Origin of the sequence: Pseudomonas sp. GM102, assembly GCF_000282555.1 — a bacterium.
Classification (GTDB): domain Bacteria; phylum Pseudomonadota; class Gammaproteobacteria; order Pseudomonadales; family Pseudomonadaceae; genus Aquipseudomonas.
Genome location: NZ_AKJB01000028.1, coordinates 1 through 17,200, shown reverse-complemented (window position 1 = coordinate 17,200; position 17,200 = coordinate 1). Strand labels below are relative to the sequence as shown.

At 57.4% G+C, this 17,200-nt stretch carries 16 protein-coding genes and 2 pseudogenes; 11 read left to right on the top strand and 7 right to left on the bottom strand.

What is annotated here, in order from left to right:
• Positions 1-65: 65 nt before the first annotated feature.
• Positions 66-1,142: a tyrosine-type recombinase/integrase gene (locus tag PMI18_RS22715; RefSeq protein ID WP_081499823.1), complete on the bottom strand. Its 1,077-nt coding sequence runs from the start codon at positions 1,140-1,142 to the stop codon at positions 66-68.
• Positions 1,143-1,350: 208 nt separating this feature from the next.
• Between PMI18_RS22715 and PMI18_RS31860 the strand changes: the two are divergent.
• Together PMI18_RS31860 and PMI18_RS22720 are read left to right on the top strand one after the other, a co-directional pair.
• Positions 1,351-1,472, top strand: a pseudogene (locus tag PMI18_RS31860) (putative metallopeptidase); the annotation flags it as partial.
• Positions 1,472-1,720: pseudogene (locus PMI18_RS22720) on the top strand (lysis protein); the annotation flags it as partial. The pseudogenes PMI18_RS31860 and PMI18_RS22720, both read left to right, overlap by 1 nt.
• Positions 1,721-1,850: 130 nt before the next feature.
• Here PMI18_RS22720 and PMI18_RS30100 read toward each other — a convergent pair.
• The gene (locus PMI18_RS30100) at positions 1,851-2,270 is read right to left on the bottom strand and encodes an aegerolysin family protein (RefSeq protein WP_157221665.1); all 420 of its coding nucleotides are present in this window, start codon (positions 2,268-2,270) and stop codon (positions 1,851-1,853) included.
• 1,608 nt (positions 2,271-3,878) lie between these two features.
• Here PMI18_RS30100 and PMI18_RS22725 point away from each other — a divergent pair.
• Complete coding sequence (locus PMI18_RS22725; RefSeq protein WP_007897088.1) at positions 3,879-4,301, top strand: RDD family protein; 423 nt, start codon at positions 3,879-3,881, stop codon at positions 4,299-4,301.
• A 299-nt stretch (positions 4,302-4,600) separates the two neighbouring features.
• Complete coding sequence (locus tag PMI18_RS22730; protein ID WP_007897086.1) at positions 4,601-5,173, top strand: hypothetical protein; 573 nt, start codon at positions 4,601-4,603, stop codon at positions 5,171-5,173.
• Positions 5,174-5,210: 37 nt separating this feature from the next.
• Here the strand turns inward: PMI18_RS22730 and PMI18_RS22735 are convergent, their stop codons facing one another.
• From PMI18_RS22735 to pdxR, 4 genes are all read right to left on the bottom strand, one after another.
• Positions 5,211-5,393: a hypothetical protein gene (locus PMI18_RS22735; protein WP_007897082.1), complete on the bottom strand. Its 183-nt coding sequence runs from the start codon at positions 5,391-5,393 to the stop codon at positions 5,211-5,213.
• Between the two features lie 80 nt (positions 5,394-5,473).
• Positions 5,474-6,739, bottom strand: coding sequence for an MFS transporter (locus PMI18_RS22740; protein ID WP_007897080.1), 1,266 nt, complete (start codon positions 6,737-6,739; stop codon positions 5,474-5,476).
• A gap of 38 nt (positions 6,740-6,777) precedes the next feature.
• Complete coding sequence (locus tag PMI18_RS22745; protein ID WP_007897079.1) at positions 6,778-7,848, bottom strand: sugar phosphate isomerase/epimerase family protein; 1,071 nt, start codon at positions 7,846-7,848, stop codon at positions 6,778-6,780.
• Between the two features lie 111 nt (positions 7,849-7,959).
• Positions 7,960-9,462, bottom strand: coding sequence for a MocR-like pyridoxine biosynthesis transcription factor PdxR (gene pdxR / locus PMI18_RS22750; protein ID WP_007897077.1), 1,503 nt, complete (start codon positions 9,460-9,462; stop codon positions 7,960-7,962).
• Positions 9,463-9,692: 230 nt separating this feature from the next.
• Here pdxR and PMI18_RS22755 point away from each other — a divergent pair, with 230 nt between their 5' ends.
• The 7 genes from PMI18_RS22755 (at position 9,693) to PMI18_RS22785 (ending at position 16,089) form a co-directional block, all read left to right on the top strand.
• Positions 9,693-10,673: a quinone oxidoreductase family protein gene (locus PMI18_RS22755; protein ID WP_007897074.1), complete on the top strand. Its 981-nt coding sequence runs from the start codon at positions 9,693-9,695 to the stop codon at positions 10,671-10,673.
• Between the two features lie 14 nt (positions 10,674-10,687).
• The gene (locus PMI18_RS22760) at positions 10,688-11,536 is read left to right on the top strand and encodes a TauD/TfdA dioxygenase family protein (protein WP_007897072.1); all 849 of its coding nucleotides are present in this window, start codon (positions 10,688-10,690) and stop codon (positions 11,534-11,536) included.
• Between the two features lie 87 nt (positions 11,537-11,623).
• A complete protein-coding gene (locus PMI18_RS22765) occupies positions 11,624-12,676 on the top strand; it encodes a 3-keto-5-aminohexanoate cleavage protein (RefSeq protein WP_007897069.1) in 1,053 nt (350 codons plus the stop codon).
• Positions 12,677-12,768: 92 nt separating this feature from the next.
• On the top strand, positions 12,769-14,100 hold the full coding sequence (locus PMI18_RS22770; RefSeq protein ID WP_007897066.1) for an MFS transporter: 1,332 nt from the start codon (positions 12,769-12,771) through the stop codon (positions 14,098-14,100).
• Entirely contained in the window at positions 14,097-14,759 is a 663-nt protein-coding gene (locus PMI18_RS22775; protein WP_007897064.1) for a DsbA family oxidoreductase, read from the top strand. Before PMI18_RS22770 ends, PMI18_RS22775 begins: the two co-directional genes overlap by 4 nt.
• Positions 14,756-15,082 (top strand): Rieske (2Fe-2S) protein, encoded by a 327-nt coding sequence (locus PMI18_RS22780; protein ID WP_007897062.1) that lies wholly within the window; start codon positions 14,756-14,758, stop codon positions 15,080-15,082. The genes PMI18_RS22775 and PMI18_RS22780 overlap by 4 nt, the downstream gene beginning before the upstream one ends.
• Positions 15,079-16,089, top strand: coding sequence for a YeiH family protein (locus PMI18_RS22785; protein WP_007897059.1), 1,011 nt, complete (start codon positions 15,079-15,081; stop codon positions 16,087-16,089). Before PMI18_RS22780 ends, PMI18_RS22785 begins: the two co-directional genes overlap by 4 nt.
• Positions 16,090-16,320: 231 nt before the next feature.
• Here the strand turns inward: PMI18_RS22785 and PMI18_RS22790 are convergent.
• Positions 16,321-17,200: AraC family transcriptional regulator (locus tag PMI18_RS22790; protein ID WP_007897056.1), on the bottom strand; the 880-nt coding region annotated here is incomplete at its 5' end.

Here is a 17,200-nt window from a genome sequence, read left to right as displayed (position 1 = left end):
TGCTAGGTTTTCACACAGTCTGAGATAGATCGGCTTTTTTGTGCCCGCGCAAAACCCGCGCAAAACTACCCGGTGATTTCGCTGATATTCAAGTCCGGAATTGCTTCGGACCAGACGATTTCCTCGTGGTCACGTTGGTAGTTTCTGGTCATGCCCTCGCTCGCATGGCCAGCAATTTTCTGACCATCCTTTCCGGCTTTCTTGTACAGGTGCAGCGACAGCGCTCGCACTTCGTGGAAGCCCGGCATCTCTTCTTCCTTCCATCCCGCGCAGCAGTTCGCCGCCTCCCTGGCCTCCTTGAATGCTCGCGTCAAATACCTCTCCTCAACCTTCGTCCAGTGATCCTTGGTCTGCGCCTGTTTCTGTTTCCGGCGGTCAGGCTTGCGGTGCACTAGGTACGGTGAGGCGATATCGTCACGGCACCGGCGGATGACTGTTTGCAACTCGGCGGTCACCCGAAAACGAATCCACGCCGCGTCGCTTGCTTTGGCCGTCTTCTTCTGCACCACGTACAAGTGGCATTCCCGAACCCCGTCGAACCGCATGTCGAGGATGTCCGTCCGCCGTTGGGCGGTGATCAGGGCCAGGTCGATGGCGTTCTGAAGCCAGGCTGGCGCTTTTTCCCGGATAGCTTTCAAACCCTCGACGGTGTGGCGCTTGCGCTGCTTCTTCTCGATGCGGTTGATCGTGTTTGCTGCCGGGTTGTCCGGACATAGGCCTTTCGCCGCGGCGTGGTTGAAAATATCGATCAGCAGTGCCCGGCACTGGTTTGCCGTGCGCGGGGTTAGGGCGTCCAGCATCTCGGCGATCATACGGATTGTGATCTGGTCGATCGCTTTGCCATAGAACTGCTTGCGAAAGCGTCTGAAGTGCACCGCGTAGAGACCAAGCGTGCCCTTGGCCAACTCGCGAGGCGGCAGCACGTCGGTTTCATACTTGTCGAGGAAGGTCGCGAACAACTCTGATGAAGCGGATATCACGGCGCCAACCAGATCAGCGCCGCGCATAAACTCAAGGTTCAACTGTTTCGCGGCATCGATCGCTTTGACGCGGTCGGTACCGAATTGGAACCACTTCCCGTCGGTTGGCCGGCGGTAGCGATAGGTTGAGCGCCGCGCATCGAAGTACAGGTTCTGTCTGATCGTCGCGCTACTGCACGGTCAGGCGCACAGCGAGACAGCCAGGATGGTTGAGTAATCATTTCTCGGTTCGAGCCCGTTTTGCTATCAAGGCTTCTCTTTTCAAAGCTACTGCAAGCATGGCCGTTGCGGTGAGGCCTGGCATCCGAAAAATGTATGTTGTGTTCGGAAGCTTTTGGGCAATGCACGCCCAGAGCACACCCCATATTGCATGTGGGCGTCGTCGAGCTTCGAGAAGCAAGGCCGCACCGTCCTGGGCCAGGCCGAGCAGGTAGCGTTCCGTGCGGGAGTTGGCAGAAAGCCAGGATGGAACAGCAAATGCGTGATTGGTTCGCCTGCGCGATCGCCTTGCTACTTCCGATCTACGGCTGTCAGTCCTCCTCGACGGAGCGGATTCAGCCAGTGGTTGCGCAGTGCCAACCGTTGCCGGCGCCGGCGGTGTGGTTCATGGAGGAGCGCGCGCCCGACTTGACCCAGCGCATGCTCAACGAATTATCGGAATCACCGGTGATGGCGATCAAGGATTGATCGCTCTGGCGGCGTGCCAAGCCTATGTAATAGAAGTGTCCGCGGCAAAGTAAAAAAGCGGCCAGCCTAGGTGCGTCAACATCCATGCTGGCCACCGAACTACAAACTATCCCTGGAAGCCCGGCAAAGTTGATCTCTGCATATAGTAGAGGGCTATAATCCATTGATAGTTGGTCATAATCATTACTCTTCTATTTCATACCCGAATTTCATTACTACTGATAAAGTTGTGCCGCCGTCGGCTGTAGGTGTTTGTGGTTGCCAAACAATATTCCCATCTGGGTTGTCTTGCTGATTATCATCGCTTGTACTAGGGACGCACGTATTTTCCGCTCCTGCTGCCCAAGGTACATTCCATGATGCTTTTACCCATCTGTCATTCTGGCCATAAATGGAATAACTAATAGAACCCTCCGTGCCAGAGGATGTATTATCCCTGCCTTGAGCGACTAAGACTTGAATTGTTGTTTTTGGCGGGACTTGAGCTACAGGATAAGAGCTAGATTCTACTCTTCCCCAGTCGAAGTTTATGTCTTTATAAATGAGGGTTTTAGTTTTGGAATCATTAACAATGGTTAGGTAGAACTTTTCAGATGCGCCCATGATAAAAATCTCCAATTGCATTAGAGTGAATTGCTATTGTTTTCTATTGCGCGCTGCCAAGAAATGCTAATGGTTACGAAGTCATGATAGGTTTCTCCTCCCTGGAGATAATATTAATGATAGTGCTGCAATCCATTTGCTCTCATAACAACAGCTATCATTTTTCCTTGGGCAAATAACAACCTATTGCGCTGCCTGAGGAGTTGCGTTTTGTAGGCGTATGCCTCTGGTTCTGACGGCAATACTATAAACTCAAGAATGTAATTCAAATTGTGTTGGGAAATTAATTAATTGTATTTCGGGTAATTGATGGTCAATAAAGCCATCCCTGAAACCGCAGAAGGCGTCTGCTTGCGTTGGTTCTTGTTTGGAGATTGTTGTGTGAGTCGGAGGTCAAAATAGCAGCCAAGGATAATGACAATGCGCTTAAGGCGAATTTTCTTGCGAAAGACATATTCTTGCTCCTTTTGATAGGCGTTTGGCTATGGTGAAAATCCACAACGGGGTGACTAACTAGCTTCGTTGTTTTTTATAACCATCCAAACTTTGCCAGTATTGCTCCATTTTATTTACGCTTTTTCAACAGGCTTCACTATAGATCCGAATAATTGACTGTCAAAGCTGGCGGGTTGAAGCTGGGGAGGGATAAGACGAACGGTAGGATAGTCCTGTCTGGGGGATGATGAGCCAGAACTGAACCTCCAGGCTTGATCAGTTGTGAAGACGTCTTGTGTTTGAGGGGATTGTGTTCGGTCAGCAGAACGCCGGAGAAAGGGTGAACTACTGTAGGAATATACAACGCTAAGCTATTGATTCTTATAGGATGATGTGGCTGTCTTGTATCTCGTTAAAAACGATAGTTTTTCATTTAATATCAATAGCTTGCATAGATATAGGGGGCGCCTTGACAGGGTGGGGGCAAACCCGCTCCGGGGGGCGAAACCCTGGAAGCGCAGTTCCGATTCTTCGTTCTTAAAGGTCACCATCCAAAATCAGCGAAACCGGCTGTACGTCACGCGGGCCGTGCCTTTGAAGACAAACGGAAGCAGCGAAAGCCGGACTTCCGATTGTGCGCTAGGGAAACGGAACAGAGCGCGGGGAGGGCGCATCTATTCGAATTGATTGCTGACGGGCTGTGGGCCTTATGAAGACCCTTTGATCACAAGGCCCAGGGGCCGATTTTGAATCAAACCATCGCGTCCGAGAGCCTGACTCATACTTCTAGATTCGACGTTTTTGGGCCCAAACCGCAGTGCCAAACAGACCGCAAATTCACCCGACTTCTTGCTGTTTTGGTGACAAACCATTTTGCAGGTAGTTGGCACCGATTGAGCCGCTGAACCCTCGAAAGATCCGTCGGCCGCGGCTTCTAGCGGTCAGCTCGGAATCTCTTGCGAGGTCCTGGTCGGTGCCAAATCCGCACTCACATTAAAACTGGGCGTTGAGAACCGTAATTTACGCACCGGTTGGGGGATGTTCATGTGAGTCTTTGGCGAGATGCAGCCACCTTCGGACCTAGTCCGTTCCTATTGGGTGAAACGACGTAATTCAATGTTGCTAACGTGGTGCCGATACTCCTGTATCCATATACCAACGGAGTGACAACGCATGGAAATCAGCAACACCCAAAGCGAGTACCAGAAGCCCAATAATCTGGCTGGCCTGGGACGTCGGTGGGGAGGACAACTGATTGACTCCATAACCACCTTCTTTCTGTTCTACGCCGTAGGGCGAGTAGCCGAGTTTGTTGGTTTACCGCCAACCGTGGTCGCCCTTCTGGCGTTAGGATCAGGCGCGGCGTATTACCTGTTTTCCGATGCAATGCCCAACGGTCAGAGCTTGGGTAAAAAGCTGCTGGGGATGTCCGTGATTGATGAGCAGAGCTACCTTAACTGCAATCTATATCAATCTTTTATCCGCAACATCACTACGCCGTTTCTGAGCATTTTTGACTGGATATTTATTTTCTTTGGCTCACGAAAACGGCTGGGTGACATGCTCGCCTCTACGATCGTGATCCGATCCAAGTAAAGGTAAATGCTACGGCCCACCTTCAGGACAAGGAAGAATCATGCGGACTTTGATAGGGGGCCTGAAAACCGCATGCCGTGAGGTGAAAAGGCCCAGTCTAATGCTGGGTTCGCTGACGTTAACCAAGCAAACTCCTCAGCCCCACAAGCGCCAGGCTAGGAAAAACCCCGCAAAAACAGCAGCTTCCAGATGGATGGCTGATTGTGTAACTTGTTGATACAAATATGAATCTGTATCATTTAGTTTCATATCAAGGGCGCGAGGGAGTGCATTGCCCATATAAAAATAAGGTCAAGGTAATGCTCAAAATGCTACTCGTGTATGGTCATCTGATTGCCACCTGTATTGCTCTGGGGAGGGTGTTACAGGCGGACCAAAAGCTATGGAGTTGGCGCAAGGATGTGTTGAGTGAGGTGCAGCGTGAGTACCTCGAAGAGACCCAAAAAATCGTCACGCTCGCGCTATTGGCTCTTTGGGGAAGTGGCTTGCTGCTGGTGCTCCAGGGTTACCTCTATGAGGGAAGCGCGTATCTGCTCAATCAAAAGCTCTGGGCCAAGGTGAGTATTGTCGTGCTGCTTAGCCTCAATGGTGTTTTGTTGCATCGGATCGGTTTCCCGCTGCTGCAGAAGGCCCCCTTTGTCTTGTTACGCAACTCCGGCCGCACTCGCCTCGCTCTCTTGGGGGCTCTCTCTATGAGCGGCTGGTTATTTGCCGCTTTCCTGGGGGTAGCTCGAGCGTGGAATCACGTACTTCCTTACTTGCATGTGATGGGTGCTTTTGCTCTGTTCTCGTTGGTTGCCTGTGTAGTGGCGCTGATAGTCGCCAGTGCAGCGGGCGTCAGGGGAGATGCGAGTTCAAACTGTCCTCAATAAGTGAACCATGTGCCGCCGCTAAGGCGGCACAGGCGGATCAAGAGGTTGAATACTCGATATACAGTCTTTCGAGCGCCTCTTGGTACTTATCTCCCTTTAACGTTTTTTTCAGCACTGCCAGGGCTTCGAGCGCTGAAGCTGCAGCCAGTGCCTCGTTTTCTCCCCGGTAGGCGGCGCGCAGCCTTGCTGCTGCGATTATCGATTCTTCAGTCGTTGGCATGTTATTGCCCTCGAAGGATTGAACCTCACTGATAGTCGCAACCCTCAACGATTTCAAGTCCAGGGTGAGAGCTCCACCGATCAGCTTTGCACCGCACCAACCCCCCCTATTGCCACCGATTTATTCCGCACGCTCCTATACAACACGCTGGACACCATGAATCCAACAATGGCCAACAGGCTCATCAAGCTGAAGACATAGTTGTAGCCTTGCTGACCCGGGAAATGGTCGAGGATTGCGCCGTAGATGACGTAAGCGAACATGCCGGGTGCGTAGCCGATCAGGCAGCCGATACCGAAGGCTGAACCGGTGATGTGCGAAGGAATGCCGACTTCACCCATGGGCGCCCAGAACACGCCGCGCATGGAAAACACAATCAGCGCGAAGGACAGCGTGGCGGCCATGCCTGCGTAGATAAAGCTCGGGCTTTTCGGGATCAACAGGATGACGCCCATCAGCGGCAGCAAGGCCAGGAATGCCCATTTCAGATAGCGGCTGGTGCTCTTGAATTGCTTGTCGGCAATGAAGCCGCCGGCAGGGCCACCGAGGATTTTGAGGAAGTACTGATTGATGATGCCGTAGGCGCCCACCAGTGCCACGGGCAGCCCGTACATTTCCTTGAGGTAGGGAATGAAATAGGTCAGGCCGCAGTAGACGATGTAGACCATGAACACATTGAGGCTGACCAGCCAGATACCCGGCACCTTGATGGCTTCGAGCAGGTTCGCCAAACCGTTCTTCGGCTTGGCAATCGACTGTGCGCTGCCGCCCTTGAGCAGGAACCAGGTCAGGGTTCCGGCCAGAATGTCGATGACCGAGTAGAAGAGAATGGCCGATTTCAGACCGGTTTCACCGGAGCCCATGGCGACGAAAACGCCCAGTGCAGAAAAGGCGACCAAGGTATCAATGACGCCACGCCCACCTTCCAACAGTCCAAACAACCGACCCTGTTCCTGATCGTCACCCAGGTTGCGGATGGCTTTGAGCAGCGAGGGCCAAAAGAAGCAATCGGCGCAGACAGCCAGCAGGCTGAATACGATCAGCAGATTGCTGAAGGGCGGAAAGGTCGCCAGATACAGCCCTAGGCCGCCGGTACCGATCAGGCCGATGGGAATCATTTTGCGCGTGTCGTAGCGGTCGGCGAGCATGCCGCCGACGACAAACAGTGCGGTGGCGATGATGGCGTTGGCGCTCAGCAGCAGGCCGATTTCAGTGTGGCTCAAGCCCATGAATTCTTGCATGGGCACATAGAAGGCGTCCTTGAGGTTCGCCAGCTTGTAGATGGTGCCACCACCGAGGATGAGAATCAGGAATCTGAGCCATTTGGCCTTGTCACGAGTTGTCATTATTGTTCTCCAGGCGTAATCGAGTAGTAACGTCAGGTTCAGGCGTTTTCGCGGTTGTCGAGGGTCAACTCGGCCAGGGTTCGGAACTCGGCCAGCAGGCCTCGCACATAGGCGACCTGGTTGTTTGCCCAGCGGTGTTCGTCGGCGAGCATCCGTTCGAGCGAATAGCCGTCCGGGAGTGGCGTGTCACTCATTTCCCGGTAGGCAATGAATGGATCGGCAGCCTCAAAGGTCTGGCGGAATGCCGGGGCGACGTAGTGGTTTTCCTGCTCAAGGATGAACGCGATCACTTGCGGGGTTGAGTCGCCGAGCATCAACAGTTCGAACAGCATGCGGGCGCTTGGCAGATCGTCTTCGTCGCTGCCCTGCAGCACGCCGTAATGGCCGAAGCCGTTGTGCTCGGGGACGATGCGCACACCCTTGAGGTGGGTCTGGCGTATGTGCGGCGCCAGGGTGCGCAGTGCCGGTAGTGGCTGCTCGCACGCATTGATCATATTGCCGAAGTCGAACAAGGCATGCAGCCGTGGGTGGTTTAGCCGGTTTAGCAGTTGCGCAATCTCGGCGCTCTTGAGTTCCTCATGCTGCTCGAAATCGAAGAACAGGTCGTGCTCATCTGCCTGCTGCGCGAGGTAATGCAGGTCTGACTCGATCACGTCCATGACTCGGGATAGCGTCCCCTCGTAGCGTGAGTAAACGCGGATGTTGCGAACCCCAAGCGCCTTGGCGATAGCGATCACCTGATCGACATCTTTTTTCAGCGTGCTGCTGATTTCCAGGTGCACATCCAGTGCGAGCGCATTGGCCTTGTCGGCAAACGCTTGCAACTGTGCGGGCGTCATTTGGCTCAGGCTGTTTTCTTCGCCGTCGAGCAAGTGCAGGCTCAGACCCTGCAGCTCGTGGCGATAGGCGAAGTCCAGCAAATCGGCTGGCGTGACACGGCCATGGGTGAGGTTGGTCAGCAAGGGATAGGCATGAGCAAACAAGCGCATCTGCCCAAGGCGGTCGAGCAGTTGGCGGGCCAGTGCTTCAGTCAGTAGGGGAGGTGTTCCTGCCTCGGCAGCCTTGTGGCTGAGCAAGGCATTGAATCGCTCTTGGATCTTATTGTTCATTCGAGTCGTTCCTGGTCAGACGCCGGGTCTACCGGCGCAGCCTTTATCGCGCCAGTCAGGAACTCTCGATAGATCCATTATCAGTTAAATCATAAGACCACTTGCCTAGCTTCAAGTGGCCTGCAGGTACCCCATTTTGCTCAAGGCCCGGGCCAGTGCTGCGACGCGTTCCTGTGCCTGGCCCTCAGGCGTACCGGCGAAACCGATGAGCAGCGCTGGTGGCAGGACATGCTCGAGGCAGTAGTCGCTCAGGGCATAGGTGTGGATGTTGTGCCGGGCCAGTTCCCTGGCGATGGCGTCGTCATCAAGGGTGGGTGGCAGCCAGGCGATCAGGTGCATGCCGGCTTCCACCGGGGTGATGTTAAAGAAGCCGCCCAGCTGTTGCTGAAGTTGTTCGACCAATGCTTGCTGGCGAGCCTGGTACAGCGCACGCATGCGGCGAATATGGCCGAGGAAGTGGCCTTCGCGCATGAAGTCCGCCGTCGTCGCCTGGAGCAGCGTCGGCGGGCTGCGATCCATCACCGCGCGCAGGGTACAGAAGGGTTCGATCAGGGCTTGCGGCAGTATCACGTAACCCAGTCTTAGCGAGGGGAAGAGCACTTTGCTGAAGGTGCCGACGTAGATCACCCGCGCCATCCGGTCCATGGCGTAGAGCGCGGGGAGGAGGCGGCCGCTGTAGCGAAATTCACTGTCGCAATCGTCCTCGATGATCCAGCTCTGATACTGCGCGGCCCAGTCGATGAGTGCCTGGCGCCGCGCATAACTCATGGTCACGCCCAAGGGATGCTGGCGAGATGGCGTAGTGAATACCAGGCGGGCGTCAGGGCACTCGGCCAGGCCTTGCTGAATATCAATTCCTTGTCCATCGATCCGCAACGGGACCACCTGAGCCCCCTGGGCCTGCAATGCAATGCGCGCCGCGATGTGTCCCGGGTCTTCCATCCATACGCTGTCCTGCGGATTGAGCAGCAGCATGCCTAACAGGTTGAAGGCTTGCTGGGCCCCTGAAACGATCACCACCTGCTCGGCACTGCAATCGATGCCACGGGCATCAAAGACGTACTCGGCAATCGCCGTGCGCAAGGCCTGTAACCCTTGCAGTTCACCATAGCCAAGCATGGCCTTGGTCGGTTTGAGCAGGTGGCGGTTCATCAAGCGTCGCCACACAGCGAGGGGGAACGCGTCGTAGGTACTGTGGCTGGGCAGGAATGAGGTGGGGGTCGCAGGATCCCAATCGGTATAGGAAACCCCGCGAAAGTGACTGCTGCGCAGCGATAGCATGGATTGGCTCAGGTCGGACAGGCGCGGTGGCTGGCGCTGCTCTTCGTCGGCAATCCCTCGGCTCTCCCACTCATTGCCGACATAGGTACCGGCCCCAGTGCGCGAGGCCAGGAAACCTTCGGCAATCAGCTGATCGAATGCATTGAGAATGGTGATTCGCGACAGCGCCAATTCCTTGCTCAGGGTCCGCGTCGACGGCAGGCGTACGCCCCCTTTCATTTTTCCGCTGAGAATCTGTTTGCGAATCTGCAAATAGAGTTGGCGGTACAGGGGGATGGCGCTGGCACGGTCCAGCTCGATAGCCGACAGCAGCAAACCTGCAGGGGATTTCATTACATGCTCGTCTGGAGGGAGGTGGTTTGACCTGGAACACCATCAGGTACCCGCAGGGTATCGAGAGGCACTGGATAAGTCATCCATGGCAGCTGTTGATGCAGTGCTCACTGTCATGAAATGAAAAGCCATTGTCGTCTGATGAGAAGCGACTCACCAGACGGCGTCCTACAGTCCAATCAGCGCAATTCGACGCAGCAGCCCAACTTGAGACTGGAGAATAAGAAAAAATGGCCAAAGCCGTACGCTTCTACGAAACCGGTGGTCCCGAAGTCCTTCGTTATGAAGAGGTCGACGTCGGCGATCCCGGTCCAGGCCAGGTTCGTCTTCGTCATGTGGCGGTGGGCCTGAACTATGCCGACACCTACTTTCGCAATGGCACTTACCCGATCCCGATGCCCAACGGCATGGGGGTTGAAGCGTCCGGTGTGGTCCAGGCCATCGGCGCAGGGGTGACCAACGTACAAGTCGGTGATCGCGTCACCTACACCGGTTTTCTCAATACATTGGGCGCCTACAGCACCGAGCGTCTGATCCCGGCCGCGCCGCTGATCAAGCTGCCGGAAACCATCAGTTTCGAGACCGCCGCGGCCATGACCATGCGCGGCCTGACATCGTCTTACCTGATGCGACGCATTTACGACTTCAAGCCCGGCGACAGCATTCTGCTGCACGCCGCTGCCGGTGGTGTGGGCCTGATTGTTTCACAGTGGGCCAAGCTGCTTGGCCTGAACGTCATTGGCACTGTGTCCACCGAGGCCAAGGGTGAAATCGCTCGAGCCCATGGCTGCGAGCATGTCATCAATTACAGCCATGAAGACGTCGCCCAGCGCGTTCGTGAGCTGACGGACGGCGTGGGGGTCAACGTGGTGTTCGACAGTGTGGGCAAGAACACCTTCATGGGCTCTCTGGATTCGCTCAAGCGTCGCGGCCTGATGGTCTGTGTCGGCACGGCATCCGGCCCGATCCCGGCCTTCGATCCGGTATTGCTGGCGATGAAAGGCTCGCTGTTCCTGACCCGTCCGGCCCTGGCCGATTACATTGCCGACCCGGCGGAAAAAGCTGCGTTGGCGGGCGAGTTGTTCGACCATGTCGGCAGCGGTCGGATCAAGATCGAGATCAATCAGCACTATGCTTTGCAGGATGCCGTGCAGGCCCATCGCGACCTGGAATCTCGCAAAACCACGGGCTCATCGATTTTCGTCATTTAAGGGAGTCGTCTGCCATGAAAGTCGAACAATTGACCTGCAGCATTGGCGCGGAGCTGGTGGGCGTCAACCTCGCCGATGCAGTCCATGACGACGGTCTTTTTGCCGAGATTCGTGCTCAGCTGCTCAAGCATCGTGTGGTGTTCCTGCGTGATCAGGACATCACTCGCGCCGAGCATGTGGCCTTCGCCCGACGCTTTGGCGAACTGGAGGATCATCCGGTGGCCGGTAGTGATCCGGATCATCCCGGGCTGGTGCGCATCTACAAGAGTCCGGACCAGCCGATGGACCGCTACGAAAACGCCTGGCACACCGACGCGACCTGGCGCGAGGCGCCGCCTATGGGCTGCGTGCTGCGTTGCGTAGAGTGCCCGCCGGTGGGCGGCGACACCATGTGGGCCAACATGGTCGAGGCCTATGCGCGCTTGCCCGAAGACGTGAAGGTGAAGATCGCCGACCTGCGCGCGCGCCATAGCATCGAAGCGAGTTTCGGTGCCGCCATGCCGATCGAAAAGCGTCTGGCGCTCAAGGCGATGTATCCGGATGCCGAGCACCCGGTGGTGCGCACCCACCCGGAAACCGGGGAAAAGGTGCTGTTCGTCAACGCCTTCACGACGCACTTGAGCAACTACCACACCCCCGAGCGGGTGCGCTTCGGCCAGGACGCCAATCCGGGCGCAAGTGAGCTGTTGCGCTACCTGATCAGCCAGGCCTACATCCCCGAGTATCAGGTGCGCTGGCGCTGGAAACCCAACAGCATCGCCATCTGGGACAACCGCAGTACCCAGCACTACGCCGTCATGGATTACCCGCCGTGCCATCGCAAGATGGAACGCGCCGGGATCATCGGCGACAAGACTTACTGATCGACCGCCGCTGCATTCGCACTCGTAAACACGCCTGCCCGGCACGATCCCGGGTGGGCGGAACAATCATAAGAATAGGAGTAACTCATGCAATTCTTCGACGATTCCCTGCACCCGGAAAACATGGAAAAGGTGGTGATCACCGTGGCCCCGTATGGCCCCGAGTGGATGCCGGAAGACTTCCCTGAAGACATCCCGCTGACCATGGACGAGCAGGTGCAGAAGGCGGTTGAGTGTTATGAGGCGGGTGCGACGGTATTGCACCTGCACGTGCGTGAATTGGACGGCAAGGGTTCCAAGCGTCTGTCCAAGTTCAATGAGTTGATCGCCGGTGTGCGTGAAGCCGTGCCGGACATGATCATCCAGGTCGGTGGTTCGATTTCCTTCGCACCGGAAAGCGATGGCGAAGCCGCCAAGTGGCTGTCTGACGATACCCGGCACATGCTGGCTGAGCTGACGCCAAAACCGGACCAGGTCACGGTGGCCATCAACACCACCCAGATGAACATCATGGAGCTGCTGTATCCGGAATATCTGGAAGGCACATCCCTGGCCAATCCTGCCTATCAGGCGGCGTACAGCGAAATGACCGTACCGGCCGGCCCGGCCTGGGTCGCCGAACACCTCAAGCGTCTGATGGACAACGGCATCCAGCCGCATTTCCAGCTGACCGGCATGCATGCCATGGAAACCCTCGAGCGTCTGGTGCGCAAGGGTGTCTACAAGGGCCCGTTGAACCTGACCTGGATCGGTATCGGCGGCGGTTTCGATGGCCCCAATCCGTTCAACTTCTTCAACTTCATCCATCGCGCGCCAGACGGTTGCACATTGACCTCCGAGTCGCTGCTCAAAAACGTCATGCCGTTCAACACCATGGCGATGGCCATGGGTATGCACCCGCGTGTGGGCAATGAAGACACTATCATTGATCACAAGGGCGATCGTTTCGGCTCGGTTGCGCAGATCAAGCAAACCGTACGCATCGCCCATGAACTGGGTCGCGAAATCGCCACGGGTAAAGAAGCCCGTGAGATCTACCGCATTGGTGTGCAGTACCAAAGCATCGAAGAAACCCTGTTGGCCAATGGCATGGCCCCTAACCGCAAGGCCGGGCAAAAAGGTGTGCCGCAACGCGGCTGATCGGCAGACGAAGCGGGGGGGCAATGGCCTCCCGCTCGCTGCACTGCAACACGCTTGATAACAACAATAAAACGAAGCTTTGAGGAGGCTGCATGGCCTTTCACCCAATCGCCGCAGACGATGATGACTGCAGTGGCGTCGGCGTTGCGCGCAAGTACGCCTGGATCGTCTTTGCATTGACGTTCGGTCTGTTGATTTCCGATTACATGTCGCGCCAGGTGCTGAACGCGGTGTTCCCGATGCTCAAGGGCGAATGGGCCCTGAGCGACGGCCAGCTCGGCCTGCTCAGTGGCATTGTCGCCCTGATGGTGGGGCTGCTGACCATTCCCCTGTCATTGCTGGCGGATCGCTTCGGCCGGGTAAAAAGCCTGGCGCTGATGGCTTTGCTGTGGAGCCTGGCGACGCTGGGCTGCGCATTGGCGCAGGACTATCAGCAGATGTTCATTGCACGATTCATGGTCGGCGTCGGTGAAGCGGCGTACGGCAGCGTCGGCATCGCCGTGGTGATCTCGGTGTTTCCCAAACACATGCGTGCAACGCTTGCCAGTGCGTTCATGGCGGGTGGTATGTTCGGTTCGGTATTAGGGATGGCGCTGGGCGGTGCAATCGCCGCCAAGCTTGGCTGGCGCTGGTCGTTTGCCGGCATGGCGCTGTTTGGCCTGCTGCTGGCGGTGCTTTACCCGGTCATCGTCAAGGAAGCACGCATTGCGCCGCAACGTGCCGCTCAGGCGGCGAGCAAGACGGTTGCTGCGGTCAAGCGTCCGTTGCGTACGCTGTTTTCCAGCCGCTCGGTGATCGCGGCCTACATCGGCAGTGGCTTGCAACTGTTCGTCGGCGGCACCGTCATTGTGTGGATGCCCAGTTACCTCAATCGTTATTACGACATGGCCACCGACAAGGCAGGTGGCCTCGCCGCGATCATCGTGCTGTGCAGCGGTGCGGGGATGATCCTGTGCGGCATGCTCAGTGATCGACTGTGTCGCCATTCGCCGGAGCGCAAAGTCGCTTTGGCCATCGCCTATTGCCTGGGCAGTTGCCTGCTGTTGTCAGCGGCGTTCGCGCTGCCGGCGGGGCCTGGGCAATTGGTGCTGATCTGCCTGGGCATGTTGATTGCCGCCGGCACGACCGGCCCTTGCGGAGCCATGGTTGCCAACCTGACCCATTACTCGGTCCATGGCACGGCCTTCGCCACGCTGACCTTGGCCAACAATATGCTAGGGCTGGCGCCTGGGCCGTTCATCACCGGCAGGGTGTCCGACCTTATCGGCTTGCAGGCTGCTTTTCAGCTGGTGCCACTGGTCAGCATCGCGGCTGCGGCCGTGTTCTTTTATGCCAAGTGTCATTACCACAAGGACATTGCCCGGCTTAAGGGCGAGCAAGTTCTCGATTCGATTGGCAAAGCGGCGTTAGAGGTGAAGTTGTGAGTGGTCGTTTACGTATTGATGTGTTTTTCGATTTCATTTGCCCGTGGTGCCTGATCGGCAAGCGTCAACTGGAGCATGCGCAGGTACAGTTTCGCAGTCGCCACCCGGATGTGCAGATCACCACGGTGTGGCATGGCGTGCAGTTGCTGCCTCAGTTGCCGGTACAAGGTGAGCCCTTCGCCGACTTCTATCGCAAGCGTCTGGGCAATGCCGACGCCGTGGCCATGCGCCAGGCCCAGGTACAGCAGGCTGCTGCGGCGGTCGGATTGGCCATTGACTTGAGCCGCATCGCGACAATGCCTAACACCGCAGACGCTCATCGTTTCTTCGAGCGTGCCTGCGAGCCAGGCAATGTTGCCCAGCGTGACATCTTGCTCGAGCGCCTGTTCGCCGCTTATTTCCAGAAGGGCGAAGACCTGGGTTGCCGTGAGACCTTGCTCGCGATTGCCCGCTCCTGCGGCATTGATGTCGAGGCCTTGGCCGACTGCCTGATGGATGACGGCACTCCATTTGCTGGGTCACTCGGGGCGAGCAATGGCGTGCCGAGCTTTCAGTTCGACCGCCGCATGACGGTGGTGGGCGCGCAACCTGCAGTGGCATTGCTCGGGGCCATGAGCCAGGCACTGAAAGAAAGTACTCGCAAGCAGCAATCGGCATGAGTCTTCGTATCCCCGTGCCTGCCGGAAAACTCCCGCAGGCGGGTGGTCGTGCGCTGTTCGAATTCGATGGCAAAAGCCTGGCGTTATTCAATGTTGAAGGTGACTTGTTCGCCATCGACGACAGTTGCCCGCACCAGGGCGCCTCGCTGTGTGGCGGGCGTCTTGAGGGGCGGGTGATTCAGTGCTGCGCCCATGGCCTGCGCTTTGATCTGCGCAGCGGTTACTTGCTCAATTCAACCCAGCTCAAAGTCGCCAACTACCCCGTCGAGATCATTGACGGCCAGGTATTCATCGTCATCGTTTCCGAGGAGTCCGTGCCATGAGCACTATCGCTCTCACCCGTATCCACAGCCGAACGCGCGAATTGGCGCCGGGTTTTGTCGTCAGTCTGATCGTGGCGGCGGCCGCGTCCTTTTTGTCCGAGCATTACGGCGCGCCGGTGATGCTGTTTGCTTTGCTGTTGGGCATGGCGCTGAACTTTCTGGCCGGTGATGGCGCCTGCAAGGCTGGCATCGAATTCACGGCACGCACTGTGTTGCGCATTGGCGTGGCGTTGCTGGGCATGCGCATCACGCTCGAACAGATTGCCGCGCTGGGCTGGAAGCCTGTGGCGCTGGTGATGATTGTGGTGGTGGTGACGATCGGCGTCTCGGTGATCGCGGCGAAGGCGCTGGGGTTCCAGCGTTTGTTCGGCATGCTCACCGGAGGGGCCACTGCGATTTGTGGTGCATCGGCGGCGTTGGCGCTGGCGGCGGCATTGCCGAACCATCCGCAGAAAGAACGCGCAACGTTATTCACGGTGATCGGGGTGTCGGCGCTGTCGACCCTGGCGATGATTGTGTACCCGATGATTGCCAACTGGCTGTCGTTGTCGCCGCAAGTGGCGGGCGTGTTCCTGGGGGCGACCATCCACGATGTCGCCCAGGTGGTCGGTGCCGGTTACAGCATGTCGACCGAGACCGGCGATACAGCCACGGTGATCAAGCTGATGCGGGTTGCCATGCTGCTGCCCGTGATCGTCTGCGCCGCGATGATTACCCGCATGCAAGGCGCCGACCCGGCCGGCAAACGACCGCCGCTGCTGCCGTGGTTCGCGGTTGGGTTTCTGATTCTGGCCTGTATCAACAGCACCGGCTGGATAGCCCCGGTGGTGCAGGGATCGGTCAATGAATTGTCGCGCTGGTGCCTGGTGGTTTCCATCAGCGCCCTGGGCATGAAGACCCAACTCAAGGAGCTGGCGGCGGTGGGCATCAAGCCGATCCTGTTGATGGTGGGGGAGACGGTGTTCCTTGTCGTGCTGGTGCTGCTGTTGCTGCGCTGGGGAATGTAGGCACACAAAACAGTGGCGAGGGAGCTTGCTCCCGCTCGGGTGCGAAGCGCCCCTCTTCCAAGTCCGCTGCATTTTTTCAGAAAGTACGCGGCGCGTTTTGGGGCTGCTTCGCACCCCAGCGGGAGCAAGCTCCCTCGCCACAGGACTCCTCGGCCGGTGTCACAGACACCGGTTTTTTTACGGCGACTGTGCCAGCAGTCGCCGTTTTTTTTTGCCTGTCCTTCGTCCGCTTCAGGAGTCGCTGGAGCCGGGCAGGGTGGTGAGGCCCGGGGGGGCTTTGACGGTGTGTTTTTGTGCGCGCCATGCGGCGGGCGGCATGCCGAACTGGGTGATGAACCAGCGGGTGAAAGAACTCGCCATCGAATAGCCGAGCATGTCGGCGATTCGGCCCAACGAGTAATTCGGGTTTTCCAGGTAGCGCAACACCAGATCGCGGCGCACGTCGTTGATCAGGTCGTTGAAGGCGCAGCCGTCGTCTTTCAGGCGACGTTGCAGGGTGCGTACGTTCATGCCCTGGGTCTGGGCGATCTGCTCGATGGTGGCGCGTCCCATCGGTAGCAGCAGGTAGATGGCTTTGCGCACCTCGAACAGCATCGAAGGACCTTCGTGGCTGAGCAGCGAGTCGAGGTAGCTCTGGGCGTAGCGGGCCATGGCCGGGTCGGCATTGGGGTTGGTCACGTCGAGGCTGGCGTCGGAGCAGACAATGCCATTGAACTCGCTGCCGAACTCCAGCTTGCAACCGAACAGGCGCCGATGCAGTTGCAGGTTGTCGGGAGGCTGGTGCGTGAAGTTGACGCTGTAAGGGTGCCAGTGGCTGCCGAGCAGCGCGGCGCACAGGCGGAACATCACGCCGATGGCCAGTTCGGTGGCTTGCCGGCTGGGCATCGGCGATTCAGTGACCACCTCTTCGCGAATGATCACCATCTTGCCGGCCTCTTCAATGAAAATGGCCAGTGAGTCGTTCATCAGATGACGGTAATGCACCACGACCTGCAAGGCATCTCGCAGCGTTCGCTGGTGGCTGAGCAGCAGGCTGACCACACCGAAGTCCGAAAGCTGACGCGACTCGGCCATGCTCAGGCCGAAGCTCTGGCAGCCACTGGCGGCGGCC